21 protein-coding genes are annotated in these 18,230 nt (G+C 29.0%); 19 read left to right on the top strand and 2 right to left on the bottom strand.

What is annotated here, in order from left to right; genetic code table 11:
* The first annotated feature begins 10 nt into the window (after nt 1-10).
* Complete coding sequence (fabF, locus tag WJW32_RS05625; RefSeq protein WP_340256238.1) at nt 11-1,249, top strand: beta-ketoacyl-ACP synthase II; 1,239 nt, start codon at nt 11-13, stop codon at nt 1,247-1,249.
* A 62-nt stretch (nt 1,250-1,311) separates the two neighbouring features.
* Here the strand turns inward: fabF and WJW32_RS05620 are convergent, their stop codons facing one another.
* A complete protein-coding gene (locus WJW32_RS05620) occupies nt 1,312-2,697 on the bottom strand; it encodes a hypothetical protein (protein WP_340256235.1) in 1,386 nt (461 codons plus the stop codon).
* Between the two features lie 955 nt (nt 2,698-3,652).
* Between WJW32_RS05620 and WJW32_RS05615 the strand changes: the two genes are divergently transcribed.
* On the top strand, nt 3,653-4,747 hold the full coding sequence (locus tag WJW32_RS05615; RefSeq protein ID WP_340256232.1) for a GerAB/ArcD/ProY family transporter: 1,095 nt from the start codon (nt 3,653-3,655) through the stop codon (nt 4,745-4,747).
* Nucleotides 4,748-4,844: 97 nt separating this feature from the next.
* On the opposite strand, the gene WJW32_RS05610 is transcribed toward WJW32_RS05615, so the two are convergent.
* Nucleotides 4,845-5,330 carry a hypothetical protein gene (locus tag WJW32_RS05610; protein WP_340256229.1) on the bottom strand — a complete coding sequence of 162 codons (486 nt, stop codon included), beginning with the start codon at nt 5,328-5,330 and terminating at the stop codon, nt 4,845-4,847.
* 239 nt (nt 5,331-5,569) lie between these two features.
* Between WJW32_RS05610 and spoIIIAA the strand changes: the two genes are divergently transcribed.
* The 17 genes from spoIIIAA to WJW32_RS05525 all read left to right on the top strand — a co-directional run bounded on the left by spoIIIAA (nt 5,570) and on the right by WJW32_RS05525 (nt 18,222).
* A complete protein-coding gene (gene spoIIIAA / locus WJW32_RS05605) occupies nt 5,570-6,541 on the top strand; it encodes a stage III sporulation protein AA (protein ID WP_340256226.1) in 972 nt (323 codons plus the stop codon).
* Complete coding sequence (locus WJW32_RS05600; protein ID WP_340256223.1) at nt 6,534-7,049, top strand: stage III sporulation protein AB; 516 nt, start codon at nt 6,534-6,536, stop codon at nt 7,047-7,049. The genes spoIIIAA and WJW32_RS05600 overlap by 8 nt, the downstream gene beginning before the upstream one ends.
* 32 nt (nt 7,050-7,081) lie before the next feature.
* The gene (gene spoIIIAC / locus WJW32_RS05595) at nt 7,082-7,285 is read left to right on the top strand and encodes a stage III sporulation protein AC (protein WP_277730982.1); all 204 of its coding nucleotides are present in this window, start codon (nt 7,082-7,084) and stop codon (nt 7,283-7,285) included.
* 14 nt (nt 7,286-7,299) lie between these two features.
* Nucleotides 7,300-7,686: a stage III sporulation protein AD gene (gene spoIIIAD, locus WJW32_RS05590; RefSeq protein ID WP_340256219.1), complete on the top strand. Its 387-nt coding sequence runs from the start codon at nt 7,300-7,302 to the stop codon at nt 7,684-7,686.
* A gap of 10 nt (nt 7,687-7,696) precedes the next feature.
* A complete protein-coding gene (gene spoIIIAE / locus WJW32_RS05585) occupies nt 7,697-8,851 on the top strand; it encodes a stage III sporulation protein AE (RefSeq protein ID WP_340256216.1) in 1,155 nt (384 codons plus the stop codon).
* A gap of 12 nt (nt 8,852-8,863) precedes the next feature.
* Nucleotides 8,864-9,424: a stage III sporulation protein AF gene (locus WJW32_RS05580; protein WP_340256213.1), complete on the top strand. Its 561-nt coding sequence runs from the start codon at nt 8,864-8,866 to the stop codon at nt 9,422-9,424.
* Between the two features lie 14 nt (nt 9,425-9,438).
* Nucleotides 9,439-9,993: a stage III sporulation protein AG gene (locus tag WJW32_RS05575; RefSeq protein WP_340256210.1), complete on the top strand. Its 555-nt coding sequence runs from the start codon at nt 9,439-9,441 to the stop codon at nt 9,991-9,993.
* A 17-nt stretch (nt 9,994-10,010) separates the two neighbouring features.
* The gene (locus tag WJW32_RS05570; protein ID WP_340256207.1) at nt 10,011-10,703 is read left to right on the top strand and encodes a SpoIIIAH-like family protein; all 693 of its coding nucleotides are present in this window, start codon (nt 10,011-10,013) and stop codon (nt 10,701-10,703) included.
* 63 nt (nt 10,704-10,766) lie between these two features.
* Nucleotides 10,767-11,132, top strand: coding sequence for an Asp23/Gls24 family envelope stress response protein (locus WJW32_RS05565; protein ID WP_340256205.1), 366 nt, complete (start codon nt 10,767-10,769; stop codon nt 11,130-11,132).
* 70 nt (nt 11,133-11,202) lie between these two features.
* Nucleotides 11,203-11,607: a transcription antitermination factor NusB gene (gene nusB / locus WJW32_RS05560; RefSeq protein ID WP_340256203.1), complete on the top strand. Its 405-nt coding sequence runs from the start codon at nt 11,203-11,205 to the stop codon at nt 11,605-11,607.
* Nucleotides 11,591-12,550: an O-sialoglycoprotein endopeptidase gene (locus WJW32_RS05555; protein WP_340256200.1), complete on the top strand. Its 960-nt coding sequence runs from the start codon at nt 11,591-11,593 to the stop codon at nt 12,548-12,550. Before nusB ends, WJW32_RS05555 begins: the two co-directional genes overlap by 17 nt.
* 2 nt (nt 12,551-12,552) lie before the next feature.
* Nucleotides 12,553-13,752, top strand: coding sequence for an exodeoxyribonuclease VII large subunit (gene xseA, locus WJW32_RS05550; RefSeq protein ID WP_340256197.1), 1,200 nt, complete (start codon nt 12,553-12,555; stop codon nt 13,750-13,752).
* A gap of 1 nt (nt 13,753) precedes the next feature.
* Complete coding sequence (xseB, locus tag WJW32_RS05545; RefSeq protein ID WP_340256194.1) at nt 13,754-13,966, top strand: exodeoxyribonuclease VII small subunit; 213 nt, start codon at nt 13,754-13,756, stop codon at nt 13,964-13,966.
* Between the two features lie 3 nt (nt 13,967-13,969).
* Entirely contained in the window at nt 13,970-14,860 is an 891-nt protein-coding gene (locus WJW32_RS05540; RefSeq protein WP_340256191.1) for a polyprenyl synthetase family protein, read from the top strand.
* A gap of 17 nt (nt 14,861-14,877) precedes the next feature.
* On the top strand, nt 14,878-15,327 hold the full coding sequence (locus WJW32_RS05535; protein WP_340256188.1) for a divergent PAP2 family protein: 450 nt from the start codon (nt 14,878-14,880) through the stop codon (nt 15,325-15,327).
* A 213-nt stretch (nt 15,328-15,540) separates the two neighbouring features.
* The gene (dxs, locus tag WJW32_RS05530) at nt 15,541-17,397 is read left to right on the top strand and encodes a 1-deoxy-D-xylulose-5-phosphate synthase (RefSeq protein WP_340256185.1); all 1,857 of its coding nucleotides are present in this window, start codon (nt 15,541-15,543) and stop codon (nt 17,395-17,397) included.
* Between the two features lie 15 nt (nt 17,398-17,412).
* Entirely contained in the window at nt 17,413-18,222 is an 810-nt protein-coding gene (locus tag WJW32_RS05525; RefSeq protein ID WP_340256182.1) for a TlyA family RNA methyltransferase, read from the top strand.
* Nucleotides 18,223-18,230: the final 8 nt, after the last annotated feature.

Genomic DNA, 18,230 nt, shown 5'->3' with positions numbered 1-18,230 from the left:
AGGTACTAATATGAAAAGAAGAGTTGTGGTTACGGGTATAGGGTGTGTAACTCCTATTGGAATAGGAACAGACGTATTCTGGAATAACATTAAAAATGGAGTTTGTGGAATAGATCAAATAACTAGATTTGATACTACTGAATTTGCAACTAAGATAGCAGCAGAGGTTAAGGATTTTGAGGCTTCTGATTTTATTGATAAAAAAGAAGCTAAAAGGATGGATAGATTCACTCAATATGCAGTTGCTGCATCTAAAATGGCAATGGAAGACTCAAATATCGATACAGATAATATAGATAAAAACAGATTTGGAGTTATAGTAGGATCAGGAATAGGTGGAATAGAGACATTAGAAGAACAGCACAAAAGATTATTAGAAAAAGGACCAAAGAGAGTAAGTCCATTCTTCGTACCTATGATGATAACTAATATGGCTTCAGGACAAATATCTATAATGTGTGGAGCTAAGGGTCCTAATACAAGTGTTGTTACTGCTTGTGCATCGTCTACTCATGCTATAGGAGACGCTTTTAAAGCTATCCAAAGAGGAGATGCTGAAATTATGATTTCAGGAGGAGCAGAAAGTCCTATAACTCCGCTTGCTGTTGCTGGATTCTGTACAATGAAGGCAATGTCAACTAGAAATGATGATCCAAAAGGAGCATCAAGACCGTTTGACAAAGACAGAGATGGATTTATAATGGGAGAAGGAGCAGGTATGTTAATTCTAGAAGAATTAGAGCATGCTCAAAAGAGAAATGCTAAGATCTATGCGGAATTAGTTGGATATGGATTAACAGCAGATGCATACCATATGACAGCTCCTGCAGATGGAGGAGAAGGTGCTGCTAGATCTATGGAAATGGCAATAAATGATGCAGGACTAAAAATAGAGGATGTAGATTATATAAATGCTCATGGAACTAGTACTTATCTTAATGATAGAAATGAAACTTTAGCTATTAAATCTTTATTTAAGGATCATGCATATAACTTAGCTGTATCATCAACTAAGTCTATGACAGGTCATTTATTAGGAGCAGCTGGAGCTATTGAAGCTATAATCTGTTCGTTAGCTATAAATGAAGGATATATACCTCCTACTATAAATATTGAAAATCAAGATCCAGAACTTGACCTTGATTATGTTGTAGGAAAAGGAAGACAACAGGAAGTTAAATGTGCTCTTACTAATTCATTAGGATTTGGTGGACACAATGGAACACTTGCATTTAAAAAATATGAATAAATTAAATAAAAAAACAGTATATGCAAAAGCATATACTGTTTTTTGTTTAATAAGAAAACTAATTAACAAGGTTTTTCGCATTCAAGACTTAATAGAACTTTTATACCAACTTGTATAGGTAAAACGCCAGTTCCTAAGAATATTTGAGTATTTGGAGTTGTTGGATTGACTTGTTCAAGTTCATTTCTAATAATAGTACTTCCAGATACTGAACTTGATACTAATTTAAATTTCATGATTTTTTGTGCGCTAGCTCCTTTTGGTATATCTATATTATCACAAGTGATTCTAATATCAACATTACCTGAAATATCGCTATTAATTGGAACAGGCTCTCCTGTATTTGCAAATACAGCACTACAACCAGCAAAATCTGAAAATCTCACTGTTACACCTGTTGGAATTATAAGATCATCTAATATACTAACTTTAGTATTAGGAGAATCTCCTACATTAGTTATACTTATTTTAAATTCAGCCAAACCATTATCTAAAACATTACAACATTTATCAGATTCTAGGCGAACAGCATCAAGAAAAATAGAAGCTGTAGCTGATGCTTCTGTACCTTCGGCTGATGCAGTAGCAAGATTGTTTATTGTATATTGTCCAGGAGATGATATGCCAGCTACTGGAATGTTGTAAGTTACTATTATTTCTCCACCGGGGTCTAATTTACCTAAACTACCATTTATATCAATTCGTCCACTTGGATTAATAACAACATTTAAAGTATCAGGGACAGTAGTGATTGTTCCTGGTGTTAATTGAGTAGGAAGAGAAAGAATATCTGAAAGCACAACATTTTCTAAAGTGGCATTACCTATATTATCTATTTCCACACGGTATTCAAGTGTAGCTTGGTTATTTTGGATAATAGTAGTTGCATCTTTATATATAGACAATTTACCTTGAGGGTTACATTCAGGAACTAAAAATCCTCCATTACAATCAAAAACTGTTGGGGGGGTTGAATTTGTATAAACTGATATAGGTTGCGTTGCTACAGGGAAGTTTCCTTTTAATTCTAATCTATAAGCAACAGAAACTCCATTAGTATATCTATCATTAATTTCTATTTTTACAAATTGAAAACCTTGTGGTGCATCTCCAAAAATAGGATCAGTATTAACTAATGTATAAGGTATAGAAGTCCATTCACCACATCCATCAATTTTTTCCCATACAATTAACATTTCTGCATTTATAATTGCACATATAGGAATAATGAATGAAGTTATAGGTATTGTTGTATCGTTACAGTCTGTTATTAATTTATATGTCCAAAAAGATTTATTGGTAGAAGATACATAACAAGGATTTGTAACAACGCTGCCATCTGGTAAACAATGACATTCTGGTTGGACAACTGAAATACCTATATTTTTATCACAACAATTTAAATTTTTATAAGATGTACCTTCACAAAGTTTTGGATTATCTGCCATTTAAAATCAACTCCTTATTCATGATATGTTGTAAAATTCTTACACAAAATCAATATATTCTAAACTATGTAAGGATGTGATAATACATTAAAAAAGAAGGATGCGTATCTTATACTATGAATGTTGGAAATATTTTAAATTACACAGTAAACCGAATAATTTTAGCTACCTAAATTTCGTACAAATGTAATTATTTATTCACTATAAAATACCAATTGATCAAATCTCTAATTTGGAAAAATTATAGCTCTTAATCCCAAAACAAATGACATTAAAATACCGCTAATGTTGTAAATATTTTTAATAAAATTCGCTTATGCTCATAGCGCCAACGAATTCTAATGAATTCCGTTGCTTAAATNAATTCAAGTTTTATACAAAAATATTTAAATCATTCGCTAACATTTTAATGCCATTTGTTTTTTAATATGTTTCTTTAAATAATACAATAAGATTATGAGTTATAAAAACCATCCACAGAAAAGCATATATTCCATAAAACTTAGTAGTTCTAAGGTTTCTAATGTGATAAGGTGAGAGTATTTAAATCTTCCTTGTTTTGTTAGTATTTGAACTATTATAATCCTATTCCTAACAGTGCTTGGAATCTCATATACCCTAGCAGTTTTATCTGCTTGAGCATAATCTGATATGTCTATGGTTTTTAATAACCCACAGACCCTAAAAAAATAACCCAGATTTCGTTTGTACGAAATCTAGGTAGCTATAATGAATCAAATACAAGTGTTAGAAAAATCATAGGGGTAAGGTATTATTAATTTCGCAATAGATAGTTATTGTGAATTAAAGATGTAGTATGTTAATGGGATTAATATTTTTAGAAAGTTCTTTAATACATTTGACTAATGTGGGAAAACTATATAATAATTTATTTAATTCGAATATTTGAGTAAATGATTTAGATAGTAATTACTATATTTTGGAGGAAAAAATAGTGAATAAAGAAGTTATTTCTAATAAGCAAGGTATATCGATTATCGTTTTGTTTATAGTGGGTGAATCTTCAATACTGGTGATGGGACTTGAAGCTGAAAAAGATTTATGGCTAGCTACTATTTTAGCTATTTTTATGTCATTACCTATGATGGCTGTATATTCGAGAATTCATTATCTTTTTCCAGAAAAAGATTTTTTTGATATTATAGAATTTTGTTTTGGTAGGTTTATTGGAAAAATAATCATAGTATTATTTACTTGGTATATGATTGATTTAACATCTTTGATTTTAAGAGATTTTGGTAATTTTATTAAAACTGTTTCAATTCGTGAGACACCTATAATTATTATAATTATGAGCTTAATAATACTATGTAATTGGGCGGTAAAAGAAGGAATCGAAACCATCGGTAGATGGTCAAAGCTTTTTTTGACTATAGTTACTATTATTATGTTTATTACGGTATTATTATTAACCCTTAGTATGAATGTAAATAATATTCTACCGGTTTTATATAATGGTATAAAACCGGTTTTAAAAGGAGCATTAGGAGCAATTTCAATACCTTTTGCTGAAACTGTAGCGTTTACAATGGCTTTTTCTGAATTCGAAACACAAAAATCGCCTTATAGAATCTATATTCTAGGTTTATTGATAGGAGGAATATTAGTTTCTTTGTCTTCTTTAACTGATATTTTAGTTTTAGGAGTAGATTTGTCTTCAACATTATACTATCCTTCTTACTATGCTATTACAAGAATAAGTATGGGTGAATTTATACAAAGATTAGAAGTATTAGGTGCTTTGGTATTTATATTAGGAGGCTTTATTAAAGTAAGCATAACATTGTTGGCTGCATGTAAAGGATTCACTAGAATTTTTGGATATAATTATTACCGATTTATTGTAACTCCTATAGCTTTACTTATACTTAATTTATCTTATTTTGAATTTGATAGTGTAATGTCTTATTGGGAATGGAATAAAGGAATATATCCATATTACGCCTTTCCATTTCAAGTGATTCTACCTATTATTATATGGATTGTTGCTGAAATAAAGAAGAAACGATTGATTCAAAAGTCTATATAAACATAATTTTGCTTTATAAAATACCATCTTTAATCATCATAAAAAGATACCTCCTAGAATTTTTAGGAGGTATCTTTTTTAGAAATCATAAATTTTATTAAGTTTGTGTTTCGTTTATTTGGAAATGATTTGAGATAGAGTCTTTAAGTTTATTTTTTATATTTTCTTTTTCTCTTTTCTTTATCTCATCTACTTTATTTTTGATTTTATCTTTTGTTTTTTGTTTTTCTCCTTCAATTTCTTGGTCTACTGCTAATTTTAATTCTTTAACATATTCATTTAATTCTGCATTAGCACGACCAATCTCTTCATTTTGATATTTTTTTAGTTCCTCAATTATCTCTTGAGCTTTTGCTTGAATATGAAAATCTAATTGCTGTTGTTGTTCTTCACTAATTCTGTTAAGCTCATTTTCTGTTTCTACTAATAGTCCACTTTCTAGTGAATTAATTCCTTTTTGAATAAGAGTAATAATATCTGTACCTAAAACTGTAGTAGCATAGACATTAGCAGCACCAAAGACAATAAGAACTACAGTTATAATCATAATTATTTTTTTATTAACTTTTTTTATTGTATTCATGATTTATCTCCTTTCTCAATACTTGTGTTTGTATTGGATATTATATATTTCGTAAGATTTCGTGTCAATAAATGTCGAAAAAATGTAATGTGGTAATATTATCATGGATCTAATATTTAATGAAAAACAGTTTATTTTAAATTGATGATATGAACTATGTGTTAGCATGAAGCGAAATTTTTATGCATATTTTTGTTATTAACATAATATTATTTAAAAATAGGGAGGAGGACGAGTTTATGAATAAACTTTCTGAGGAAATTATAAATTCATTAAGTCCAAAGATTAAACGATTTTTCATAAATGCTGATTATGAATTTATAAGCAATATAGAAGAAATAAGGCTTAGGGTCAATCGACCGTTAATAGTTAATATGAATAACAGGGATTATTTTTTTAATATAAAGGATGATAAGTTTTATGACAATGAACGACACTGCTATATAAGCACGAGAGAGGATATAGAGCATACATTTCAGCTTATATGTAAGTACTCTATACATTCTTTTTTAGATGATATAAAAAAGGGATTTATAACAATAAAAGGTGGACATAGAGTAGGTATTGGTGGAAAAGCAATTTTAGATAAAGATGAAATCAAAAATATAAAGCATATATCATCTTTAAATATAAGGGTTTCAAGAGAAATAAAGAATTGTTCAAAAGATGTAATTAAATATATAATCAAAAATTCAAATGAAATATACAATACTTTAATAATATCTCCTCCGCAGTGCGGAAAAACCACTCTTATAAGAGATTTGGTTAGAAATATAAGTACAGGTATTGATGAATACAAATTTAAGGGAATAAAGGTTGCGGTTATAGATGAAAGAAATGAAATCTGTGGGTCTTACCACGGAATACCTCAAAAGGATGTAGGTATAAGAACTGACGTAATAGAGTCTTGTCCTAAAAGTGTAGGAATTATGATGGTTTTAAGAAGTATGTCTCCAAATGTAATAGTTACAGATGAGATAGGTAGTACTAAGGAAATAGAATCTTTATATTCCGCTTTAAATGGAGGGGTATCGCTTATAACATCTGTTCATGGTAATGGAATAGAAGATATTAGAAATAGAAAGGAATTAAATATACTTTTAGATAAAGAGTTATTCAAAAGAGTTATTGTACTGTCTTGCAAAAAGGGGGCAGGTACAATAGAGCAAATATACGATTTAGAAGAAAAGAGGTGGTTATTCATTGCTTAAAATAGTGCTTATTGTATTTATACTAATATGTTTTTTCTTATTAGGAGAGGAAATTTATAAGTCGTTTAAAAAAAAGCACAGCGATATAGCAGACCTTGTAAAAGTATTTGAAGTGTTGAATATGCAACTTGAATTTGGTTTGTACACATTAGAGGAAGTATTTGAAAATATAGGGCACAAAAAAGAGTTTAGTATAAGTAACTTTTTCGAAACTTTAAGTATAAAACTTAAAGAAAATAATAACACCTTGGATGATATATTACAGGAATCAATTCCTGTAATATATCAAAAAACAAATCTAGGTATAGGTGAAATAGATGAAATAACTAATTTAATAAATAATCTTGGAAAAAGTGATTATTATTCACAAAAAAGAATAATAGATCTTGCTATTGAAAATTTGAAAAAAAATGAGAAAGAAGCATTTTTAGAAATTAAAACAAAAGGTATATTGTATAAAAAACTGAGCTTAACCATGGGATTTTTACTGGTAATAATATTTTTATAATAAAATGAAAATTATAAAAGGGAGGAAATTTTATGGGTATAAATGTTGATCTGATTTTCAAAATAGGAGGTATTGGTATACTTTTATCTATACTTCATACTGTTTTAACAAGGGCTGGTAAAGATGAATGGGCTTATATTGCAAATCTTACAGGGGTTGTGCTCGTACTTATGATAGTGATAAAAGAAATTAGTAATTTATTTAACACTGTAAAGACTATGTTCAATCTTTATTAAAGGGAAGTGGTAGATTGGAATTTACAAAATTAATTGCGGTCGCATTTATTGGAACTATGCTATCTGTATTGTTTAAAAAAGAGAAGCCGGAGATAAGCATGGCTATAGCACTGATTACAGGGGTTGCTATATTTACAGTATCTATATACAAGATAAATTATGTAATAAACTGTATAAATGATTTGACTAAGAAAATAAATATAAGCCATATGTATTTTTCTACAATAATAAAAATAGTAGGTATATCGTATTTGATGGAATTCGCTATTCAAATGTGTAAAGACAGTGGGGAAGGAGCTATAGCTACTAAGCTTGAATTTGGTGGAAAAGTAATAATACTTACACTATCTTTTCCTATACTTTTATCAATACTTAATACGATAGTAAATATTATTCCTTAGGAGATTACTTATGAAAAAAAGAGTGTTTGTTGGAGTTTTAATTATGTTTTTCTTGATGACAAATCTAGCATATGCACAAAGTGATGAAAAAGTAGACATAAATAAGTACATAGACAACCAATTAAAAACTATTCAAATTGACAGATTGCAAAAAACTTTTGAAAATGAGCAAGTAATTAAGAACGTTAATTTAAAAGATTTCATCATAGATGTTATGAAGGGCAAAAAAAACATATTAGAAATAATAGATAAAGCACAGGTGAAAAATTATTTATTCAAAGAAATTAAATTTAATTTTAAGATTTTAGTTACTATATTAATTCTATCATTGATATCAGCAATACTTAAAAACTTAGATAATTCATTTTCTGGAACTGCTATAAGTAAGGTATCGAATTATACAGTTTTTGTGCTCTTAATATCAATAACATTTATGGGATACAAAGATGTTCTAGAAATAGCGAGAGTAACGATAGACAATATGGTAAATTTCATGCAAATAGCAATTCCTATTGAAATGGCTTTTTTAGTAACTTTAGGATTTCCTGTTACTTCGGCATCTTTAAGTCCTATATTTTTAGGTGGTATAGTTTTTATAAATATAGTTTTTAAGACATTTTTAATGGTAATAATGGCACTTTCGTTTTCTATACTTATAATAAATAATATATCCAGCAATATAAACCTTAAGAGACTATATAACTTTACTAAACAGATAAGCGTGTTTACTGTGGGTTTTTTATTAACTGTATATCTTGGGATAATATCTATTCAAGGAATATACGTTACTTCATTTGATAAGTTTTCTATAAAGACTATTAAATTTGCTGTTGATTTTATTCCAGTTGTAGGAGGATTTGTATCTGATTCTATAGAAATACTACTTTCATCATCGTACTTATTAAAAAGTGTCTTAGGTGCGGCAGCTCTTGTAATACTTGTAGGGATATGCTTAATACCGATATTTAAAATAGTATCTATTATACTTGTTTATAAGTTTTCATCTATAATCGTAGAACCTATATCTGATGATAATATATCTACATATTTAAATGAAATGGCAAATCTTATGATAATAATTTTATCTTCAGTTGTTGCTGTTGGAATCATGTTCTTTATAACAATAGCAATACTTGCATCTATTGGAAATGTAACGAGAATGTAGGGGGAAGTCTTTATGAATAGTATAAAACAATGGATAAGTAGTATATTGATTGCTGCGTTTGTTATAAATGTTATAGACATATTAATACCTACGGGAAGCTTTAAAAAGTACATAAATATAGTTTTAAACTTTATATTCATATTTATAGTTATAGCACCTGTTTTAAATGTAGTCTCAAAAGATATGAATATAGAAGATCAAATATTAAAACAGTTTAATCAATTTCAATATGAATATAAGCAGCAGATGATCTCTAAAAGCTCGATAGATGAAGAAGAAATAATGTCTAATTACGATAATTATTTAAAACAGAGTATAAATATGAAATTAGAGGAGTCTGGATATGAATTAACAGATATAGAAACTGATGAGAATGGTGAGAAAAATTTGATTATAAAAGATTTAAAAACTAGTGAAAATAGTAATAATAAAACAAAAGAAAAAATACAATTAAAAGAGGATGAAAATTATAAACAGGTTTTTAATGAAGTAAAAGATGCTGAACATAAAAACATAAAGGAAGATTTAAATAAAATCTTCGAAATATCTATTGAAAAAATAAAAATTAACTAATGTGAGGGATGAACATGAACCTTGATAAAAAGAGAATATACACTATTTTAGCTGCGATAATAATATCATTAGTACTGCTTGTGAGTATTTCTGGTATATTTAATCAAAATGTAGATAAAAACTATCCAAATGCAGATCTAGTTGATAAAGATGAATCTAGTAGAGGAACAATAGTTACTAAAGAAGATGAGTTAGAAGATAGGCTTGAGAAAATATTGAGCAATATACAGGGGGTAAAGTCTGTAAAGGTAATGATAACTTTTGAGACTAATGGAGAACTAGAACCGGCTTTTAATGCAACGATTGCAACAGAGACAACGCAGGAGAATGATTCGACTGGAGGAAGGAGGGTTGTAACAACAGAAAATAAAACTCAGACTGTAGTAACGAAAAATAATAATAAAGGAAATGAACCTATATTATTAAAATCTATAGAACCACAAGTTAGAGGGGTTATAGTTGTAGCCGATGGCGCAGAAGATACTGTAGTAAAACAAAGACTATATGATGCTGTTAAAACAGTACTTCAAGTATCTAGCCATAAAATAGAGGTTTATCCAAAAAAATAAATGAGGGGGATTAAGTTATGAAGTTCAAGAAATTTAATAAGCAGATTTTAAAAAGCAGAAATTTTGTTGTATGTGTATTGGTATTTATGTTAGTAGTTGTATGCACTGTTAATTATCAATTTAATAAACAAGGCATGCTTGAAACATCTAGTGATCTTAAAGAATACGAAGAGTTGCTTCAAGCTGATAATGAAAATGTAGATGTTGATAAAGAACAGGTTAAGGAAACAGCTAATGAAAATTTAGATACTGACGAAATAAAGGTTGTAGACAGTAATAAAAGTGAAGCTGATGAAAAGGTTAAAGAGACAACTGCAAATATAACAAAAGAAATGCTATCAAAAGAAAATATGCAAAAAGATACATATTTTATAGATATAAAAATGAATAGAGAAAAGGAAAGAGGGGAATTAATAGAAGAACTAGATGCAATAGTTAAAAATCCAGCTTCTAGTCAAAATTCAATAGAAGAGGCATCTAACATGAAGTTGAACTTAGTTAAATTTAGAGAAGCCGAGCTTAATATAGAAAGCTTACTTACTGCTAAAGGGTTTGAAAATCCTGTAGCATACGTTAGTGAAAATAATGCAAGTGTAGTAGTTGATAGAGAAAAACTGAATAAAGACGATGTTGCAAAAATATTTGATGTTGTATACACTCAAACAAAACTTCCTTTTGAGAATATAAAAATAATGGAATACAAAAGATAGTTTGTAAAATTTATTTTCATTTGGTATAATTAAAGTATAATTTAACACTTTGGAGGTGTACCTTTGGAAAATAAAGATTATGGCCAAGTAAAAATATCTGAGGATGTAATTGCTACTATATCAGGGATTTCTGCTTCTGAAATAGAAGGAGTAGCAGCTATGAGTGGAAGCATTACAGGTAATATAACGGAAATTTTAGGTAAAAAGAATTTATCTAAAGGTGTTAAAGTCGTAGTAGAAGAAGACGAAGTATTCATAGATGTATTTGTAATGATAGAATATGGAGTTGTTATACCGGATGTATCATGGAAAATACAAGAGAATGTTAAAACAACTATTGAAACTATGACTGGATTAAATGTAGCTCAGGTTAATGTTCACATTCAAGGAATTACTTTTAAGAAAGAAAAAATTGAAGAGAATAGTTAATAGGAAGTATATTAACCCTCTGAATAATCAGAGGGTTAGTTTTGTGTATATAATATTTAGGAGGTTTACAATGAGCAGAAAGATAAGTAGAGAATTAGGAATGAAAATGGTTTATCAAATGGATATGATTAAAGAATATACTAGCGAAAAGGTTCAAGAGTTTATACAAGAACATTCTCATGAAAATTTTGATAAACAATACCTAGTTGATTTAGGAAATAAAATTATAGAAAATAAAGAAGAGATAGATTCTATTATAAGTACTCATTCTACAAAATGGAAAATAAACAGAATAGCTAAGGTGGATCTTAGTATATTAAGAGTTGCGATAGCTGAGATAAAATATATGGATAATGTTCCGTTTAAAGTTGCTATAAATGAAGGAATAGAACTTGCAAAGAGATATTCTGATGATGAGTCTACAAAATTTATAAACGGATTATTGGGAAGTGCAATAAATGATATTCAAAAATAAAATAATTTTAGGAATAGACACAAGCTGCTATACGACATCTATAGCAGCTATAAATTTAGATAAAGAAATAATAATAAATAAAAAGAAAATGTTGAAAGTCAAGCATGGAAATAGAGGACTTAGACAATCAGATGCTTTTTTTCAACATACAAACAATTTGGGAGACATGTTCGGAGACTTAAAAAGTAGCATTAAGGATTATGATATTGTTGGAGTATGTGTATCTTCAAGACCAAGATCTATTGAAGGGTCATACATGCCTGTATTTAGCTGTGGATATAAATTTGCAAAAACTATATCGGCTATATTGAATTCAAAATTGTACGAAACTTCGCATCAAGAATGCCATATAGAGGCAGCTTTTTATGATACTAATATGGATAAAGATAGATTTTTGTGCATACATATGTCTGGAGGGACTACTGAAATACTTCTGGTAAATAGAAACTTGGATGGGTACGATATAGAAATAGTAGGTGCTACAAAGGATATAAGTGCAGGGCAACTTATAGATAGAGTAGGAGTAAAGCTTGGCTATGAATTCCCTTGTGGAAAGTATTTAGATCAAAATGCATTAAAATGTGATGCTGATGTCCAGTATTTAAAGCTATCATCTAGAGAAGGATATATCAATTTTTCAGGTGTTGAGAATCAAATATTTTCTATGATAGATGATTACTCTAAGGAATATATATCTAAAGTGACTTTAAACTCTATTTTAGATTCTATATATAAATCAGTTTTATACTTAAGTGATAAATATAATATAAAAGATGTATTATTTGTTGGAGGGGTGTCTTCTAGTGAATATATATCTAGTAATATGATAAACAAATTGAACAATTATAAAATAAATGCATTTTTTACAAAACCTAGTTTTGCAAAAGATAATGCAATAGGAACAGGTATTATTGGAGTTAATAGATTTTTAAGTGAGGTATAATTATGAAGTTAAAGGCTCTTTCTATCAGTGAGGTTAATTCTTATATAAAGAGGATTCTTACCAATGACCCTATATTATATAATTTAAAGGTAAAAGGGGAAGTATCTAATTTAAAAATGCATACAAGTGGACATATATATATGTCTTTAAAAGATAATAAATCTAAGATAAATTGTGTTATATTTAAAAATAATGTTCCTAAAAATTTAAATTTAGAGGAAGGTCTTGAAGTAAGAGCATCTGGGTATATATCGTTATATGAAAAGGACGGAAGTTATCAGCTTTATATAAATTCAATCGATGTTGAAGGAATTGGAAACTTGCATGTAGAGTTTGCAAAGCTCAAACAAAAGCTTCAAAATGAAGGATTATTCGATGAAAAATATAAAAAGAAAATACCGAGTATGCCTAATAATATAGGAGTTATTACATCTTTAACAGGAGCAGCACTTAGAGATATTATAAATGTTATAGCTAGAAGGTATCCAAAGGTCAATATTAGAATATATCCTGTTTTGGTTCAAGGAGATAGTTCGGCGGACGATATAGTTTATGCGATTGATTTTTTGAATAAAAGAGAATTTATAGATGTTATAATATTGGCTAGAGGCGGAGGTTCTATAGAAGAATTATGGTCTTTTAATGAAGAAAAGGTTGCAAGAAGTATATTTAAATCACAAATTCCTATAATAAGTGCAGTAGGACATGAAACTGATTTTACAATATCTGATTTTGTATCAGATCTTAGAGCTCCTACTCCATCGGCGGGAGCTGAAATATCTGTTCCGTCTTATATAGATATAAGAGATAGACTTGATATATCTAAAGATAGAATGAATAAAATATTTGAAAATAAAGTATATACATATAAAAAAGATTTGGATAGTACAAAGAAGGATATAGATATTACATATAAAGGAATAATAAAAGATAAGTTTATATGTACTGATAATTGCTTAAAGAATATTGAAAATGCTATTAATAAAAAGCTTGTTTTAACTAGGAATGAGTTAGATTATATAGGGCAGAATTTAAACAATTTAAGTCCTTTGTCTGTAATGTCTAGAGGTTATACTTTAGTTGAAAAAGATGATAAACTAGTTAAAAATCCTAAAAATTTGAAACTAGGAGACAATATAAATGTACTATTTGAAAAGGTCTGTGTAAATTGTAAAATACAGAATATAAAAGAGGTTGATTAGTATGAATTATGAAGTTTCTTATAAGAGGTTACAAGAGATAATTGCAAGCTTAGAAGAGGAAACTATATCTTTAGATGAATCTTTAAAGCTTTATGAAGAGGGTATAAGATTGTATAGACATTGTAATAAGTTGCTAGAATCAGCTCAACTTAAGATAACTAGATTTTCAAACGATACTTTAGAAGAAATAGAAATCGATATTGAGGAGGTATAATAAATGAATTTTAAATCGGCATTAAAAGATAAAAAAACATATTTTGAAAGTAGATTACAAAATTATATACCAGATATGAATGCATATCAAAAAACTTTATTTGAATCGATGAAATATAGTTTAGATGCAGGCGGCAAAAGACTCAGACCTATACTTTTAATGGAAAGTGCAGTTTTATTTAATTCTGATATAGAAGATACTATACCTTATGCATGTGCTATGGAGATGATTCATACATATTCTCTCATACACGATGATTTACCTGCGATGGATGATGATGATTTAAGAAGAGGAAAGCCTACAAATCACAAGGTGTTTGGAGAAGGTATAGCTGTTTTGGCTGGGGACGGACTTTTGAATTATTCATTTGAAATAATGCTTGAGCATGCTTTAAAAAATGAAAAAAATAGCTATAAATATGTGAAAGCTATGAATGAAATAGCTAAAGCAGCAGGTGTTAAAGGGATGATAGCAGGTCAGGTTGTAGATCTTGAAAGTGAAAACAAAAGAATAGATAAGGATACACTTGATTTTATACATATGAATAAGACATCGGCTATGATTATAGGATCAATGAGAGCAGGAGCTATAATTGGAGGAGCTAATGACAGAGAACTTGAAGATATAACAAATTATGCTAAAAACATAGGTCTTGCTTTTCAAGTTGTAGATGATATATTAGATATAGTGGGAGATGAGAAAAAACTAGGCAAAGATATTGGAAGTGATTTAGAAAACAACAAGTCTACATATCCTTCATTATTTGGTATTGATAAGTCAAGAGATATAGCTAGAAATCTTATAGAAGATGCTAAAAAATATATATCTAGTTTTGATGGGAAAAACGAGTTTTTAAATTGTTTAGCTGACTACATTATAGATAGAGAATGCTAATTTGAGGAGGATATTAAGTGACTTTTATTGAAGGGATTTTAAATAATCAAACTTTTGCAGTATGCTTTATATCTTGGTTTGTAGCACAGATATTAAAGGTTATACTGACTTTTATATTTGATAAGAAGATAGATGTTTCAAGGTTTGTAGGTTCCGGCGGTATGCCGAGTTCTCATTCATCATTCGTTACAAGTCTTGCAACTGCAATAGGAATACAAAGAGGTTATGAATCATTGGAGTTTGCTATGGCACTTGTATTTGCTTTAATAGTAATGTATGATGCATCTGGAGTTAGAAGGGCTGTTGGAAAGCAAGCTAAGATACTTAATAAAATGATAGAAGATATACAAGAGCATAGAAAAGATATCTTTAATGAAAAAAGGTTGAAAGAACTTGTAGGCCATACACCTGTAGAAGTTTTAGCTGGAGCAATACTTGGTATTGTAATAGCTAATATGATGGTTTGAAAATGATTTATCAATATGCTATAATATCTATGCTTTGTGTAAGTTAAAATAAAATATTAAACATATGATATAGGTATATATCCTAGTAATTAAAGCTATTATAATATATATAGCGTATCTGAAAGCGTAAGGTTTTAAATTTTTAGCTTTTGGAAAAAATACTAGGGTATATTTATATATGTAAAAATAATTTTTAGAAAGTAGGATGAAGTTATGTATAAATATTTATACAATGTAAATAATCCTGAAGATTTAAAGAAAATGAATATAAAGGAACTTAATGAATTTACTAATGAAATAAGAAAGTTCTTAGTAAGATCTGTATCTAAGACAGGAGGTCATTTGGCTTCTAATTTAGGTGTAGTAGAATTAACTCTTGCCTTTCACTATATATTTGAAACACCAAAGGATAAAATTGTTTGGGATGTAGGGCATCAAGCTTATGTACATAAAATGATTACGGGAAGAATAAGGGAATTTGAAACTCTTAGAAAATTCAATGGACTTAGTGGATTTCCTAAGAGAAATGAAAGTGTACACGATGCATTTGATACAGGACATAGTTCAACTTCTATATCTGCAGGGCTTGGTCTTGCCATGGCACGTGATATTAAAAAAGAAGATTACGACGTTATATCTGTAATAGGAGATGGAGCTTTAACTGGAGGTATGGCATTTGAAGCACTTAATCATTTAGGACATACCCAAACAAATATGACTGTAATATTAAATGATAATGAAATGTCTATAGATAAAAATGTTGGAAGTATGTCAAATTATTTATTAAAGCTTAGAACTAATAAAGCTTATAAAAAGATGAAGATAGAATTTGAAAATATAACTAATTATATACCTAAGATTGGAGATACGGTATATAAGACTGCAGATAAAATAAAGGATAGCTTAAAATATATTGTAAGTCCAGGTGCTTTATTTGAAGAAATGGGTATAAAGTATTTTGGACCAATAGATGGACATAATATTGAAGAGCTTATTCAAACATTTAAAACAATAAAAAAATTTAAGGGCCCGTCTATAGTCCATGTAATTACAAAAAAGGGAAAAGGATATAGATTTGCAGAAAATGAACCAGAAAAGTATCATGGAGTAAGTCCTTTTGACCTTAAAAAGGGAATTCAAAAGAGCTCTAAAGAGACATACTCAAGTGTAGTAGGAGATAAAATGGTTGAAATGGCTGCTAAGGACGAAAATATAGTTGCTGTAACAGCTGCAATGCCATCTGGAACAGGACTTTCTAAATTTCAAAATATTTATCCTGAAAGGATCTTTGATGTGGGAATAGCAGAGGGGCACGCAGTTACATTTGCAAGTGGTCTTGCCGCTAATGGTATAAAACCTTATTTTGCGGTATATTCAACGTTTCTTCAAAGAGGATATGATCAGATAATACACGATATAGCTCTTAGCAATCTTCCTGTAACCTTGTTGCTTGATAGAGCTGGAATTGTTGGAGCTGATGGAGAAACTCACCATGGAGTATTTGACCTAAGTTATTTAAACTCTATTCCTAACTTAACTGTTATGGCTCCAATGGATAAATATGAACTGGAAAAAATGTTGGAATTATCAAGAACAATGAACACTCCGGTTGCTATAAGATATCCAAGAGGTGAAGCTTTGAAGTATGATAAAGATGACTATCAATTAGATATTGGAAAATGGGACATACTAAAAAAAGGAAGCAAGGTAGCTTTGATAGGTATAGGCTCAATGGTAAAGACTTGTCTAAAATGCTATGATATATTAAATGAAAGAGGAATAAATGTAACTTTAATAAATGGAAGATTCTTAAAACCTTTAGATTATAAGATGATAGAAGATATACACAAAGAATACGATTACATAGTAACTGTTGAAGATAATGTTTTAATTGGAGGCTTTGGAAGTAGTATATCTTGTTATTTATCAAAGCTTGGATATAAAGGAAAGCTTATAAATATAGGATTTGAAGATAAATTTATAGAACATGGAAATGTAGATATACTTTACGATAAGTATGGACTATCAGCACCAAAAATAGCACAAAAAATAATACAAGAAATCAAATAAGAAAGGTAATAAATCATGAAAAAAAGAATAGATATCTTACTAGTCGAAAATGGACATTTTGAAAGCAGAGAAAGAGCTAAAAAATCATTAATGGCAGGTCTTGTATTTGTAGACGGTCAAAGATGTGATAAACCGGGAACTATAGTAAAAGAAGATTGCGACATAACTATAAAGGGAAAACTTATTCCGTATGTTAGCAGAGGTGGATTAAAGCTTGAAAAATCAATAAAAAACTTTGATGTAGAGGTAAAAGATAAGGTGTGTCTAGATATAGGATCATCTACAGGCGGGTTTACAGATTGTATGCTTCAAAATGGAGCTAAAAAAGTATTTGCTATAGACGTTGGATACGGACAGCTTGCATGGAAACTAAGACAAGATGATAGAGTTGTATGCATGGAGAGAACTAATATAAGATATGTTGAAATTGATGATTTAGGAGAACTTGCTGATTTTTCATCTATAGATGTATCATTTATATCTTTAAGACTCGTAATACCAAAGGCAAAAGAGTTACTTAAAGAAAATGGAGAAATAATAGCTCTTATAAAACCACAATTTGAAGCTGGTAGAGAAAAGGTTGGTAAAAAAGGAGTAGTTAGAGACAAACAAACACACATAGATGTAATTAAAAGAATAACAGAATTCGTATATCAAAATGGATTTGACATATTGAACCTAGACTACTCACCTGTAAAAGGTCCAGAAGGAAATATAGAATATTTACTTCATATAAGAAAAAGTAATGATTTAAATGAAAAAAATGAATTGAACTATGATGAAATAATTTTGAAAGTGGTAGAAGATTCTCATCAAAAACTGTAATTAGGAGG

The organism is Tepidibacter sp. Z1-5 (assembly GCF_037844525.1).
Classification (GTDB): Bacteria; Bacillota; Clostridia; order Peptostreptococcales; family Peptostreptococcaceae; genus Tepidibacter_A.
The sequence above is the reverse complement of the archived record's forward strand: the minus strand, read 5'-3'. Positions and strand labels throughout refer to the sequence as shown.

Bases quoted from the DNA above. Each gene is read 5' to 3' on its own strand.
- fabF (WP_340256238.1), top strand. From the start codon at position 11: ATGAAAAGAAGAGTTGTGGTTACGGGTATAGGGTGTGTAACTCCTATT.
- WJW32_RS05620 (WP_340256235.1), bottom strand. From the start codon at position 2,697: ATGGCAGATAATCCAAAACTTTGTGAAGGTACATCTTATAAAAATTTA.
- WJW32_RS05610 (WP_340256229.1), bottom strand. From the start codon at position 5,330: ATGAATACAATAAAAAAAGTTAATAAAAAAATAATTATGATTATAACT.
- spoIIIAA (WP_340256226.1), top strand. From the start codon at position 5,570: ATGAATAAACTTTCTGAGGAAATTATAAATTCATTAAGTCCAAAGATT.
- spoIIIAC (WP_277730982.1), top strand. From the start codon at position 7,082: ATGGGTATAAATGTTGATCTGATTTTCAAAATAGGAGGTATTGGTATA.
- spoIIIAE (WP_340256216.1), top strand. From the start codon at position 7,697: ATGAAAAAAAGAGTGTTTGTTGGAGTTTTAATTATGTTTTTCTTGATG.
- WJW32_RS05580 (WP_340256213.1), top strand. From the start codon at position 8,864: ATGAATAGTATAAAACAATGGATAAGTAGTATATTGATTGCTGCGTTT.
- WJW32_RS05575 (WP_340256210.1), top strand. From the start codon at position 9,439: ATGAACCTTGATAAAAAGAGAATATACACTATTTTAGCTGCGATAATA.
- WJW32_RS05570 (WP_340256207.1), top strand. From the start codon at position 10,011: ATGAAGTTCAAGAAATTTAATAAGCAGATTTTAAAAAGCAGAAATTTT.
- nusB (WP_340256203.1), top strand. From the start codon at position 11,203: ATGAGCAGAAAGATAAGTAGAGAATTAGGAATGAAAATGGTTTATCAA.
- WJW32_RS05555 (WP_340256200.1), top strand. From the start codon at position 11,591: ATGATATTCAAAAATAAAATAATTTTAGGAATAGACACAAGCTGCTAT.
- xseA (WP_340256197.1), top strand. From the start codon at position 12,553: ATGAAGTTAAAGGCTCTTTCTATCAGTGAGGTTAATTCTTATATAAAG.
- xseB (WP_340256194.1), top strand. From the start codon at position 13,754: ATGAATTATGAAGTTTCTTATAAGAGGTTACAAGAGATAATTGCAAGC.
- WJW32_RS05540 (WP_340256191.1), top strand. From the start codon at position 13,970: ATGAATTTTAAATCGGCATTAAAAGATAAAAAAACATATTTTGAAAGT.
- dxs (WP_340256185.1), top strand. From the start codon at position 15,541: ATGTATAAATATTTATACAATGTAAATAATCCTGAAGATTTAAAGAAA.
- WJW32_RS05525 (WP_340256182.1), top strand. From the start codon at position 17,413: ATGAAAAAAAGAATAGATATCTTACTAGTCGAAAATGGACATTTTGAA.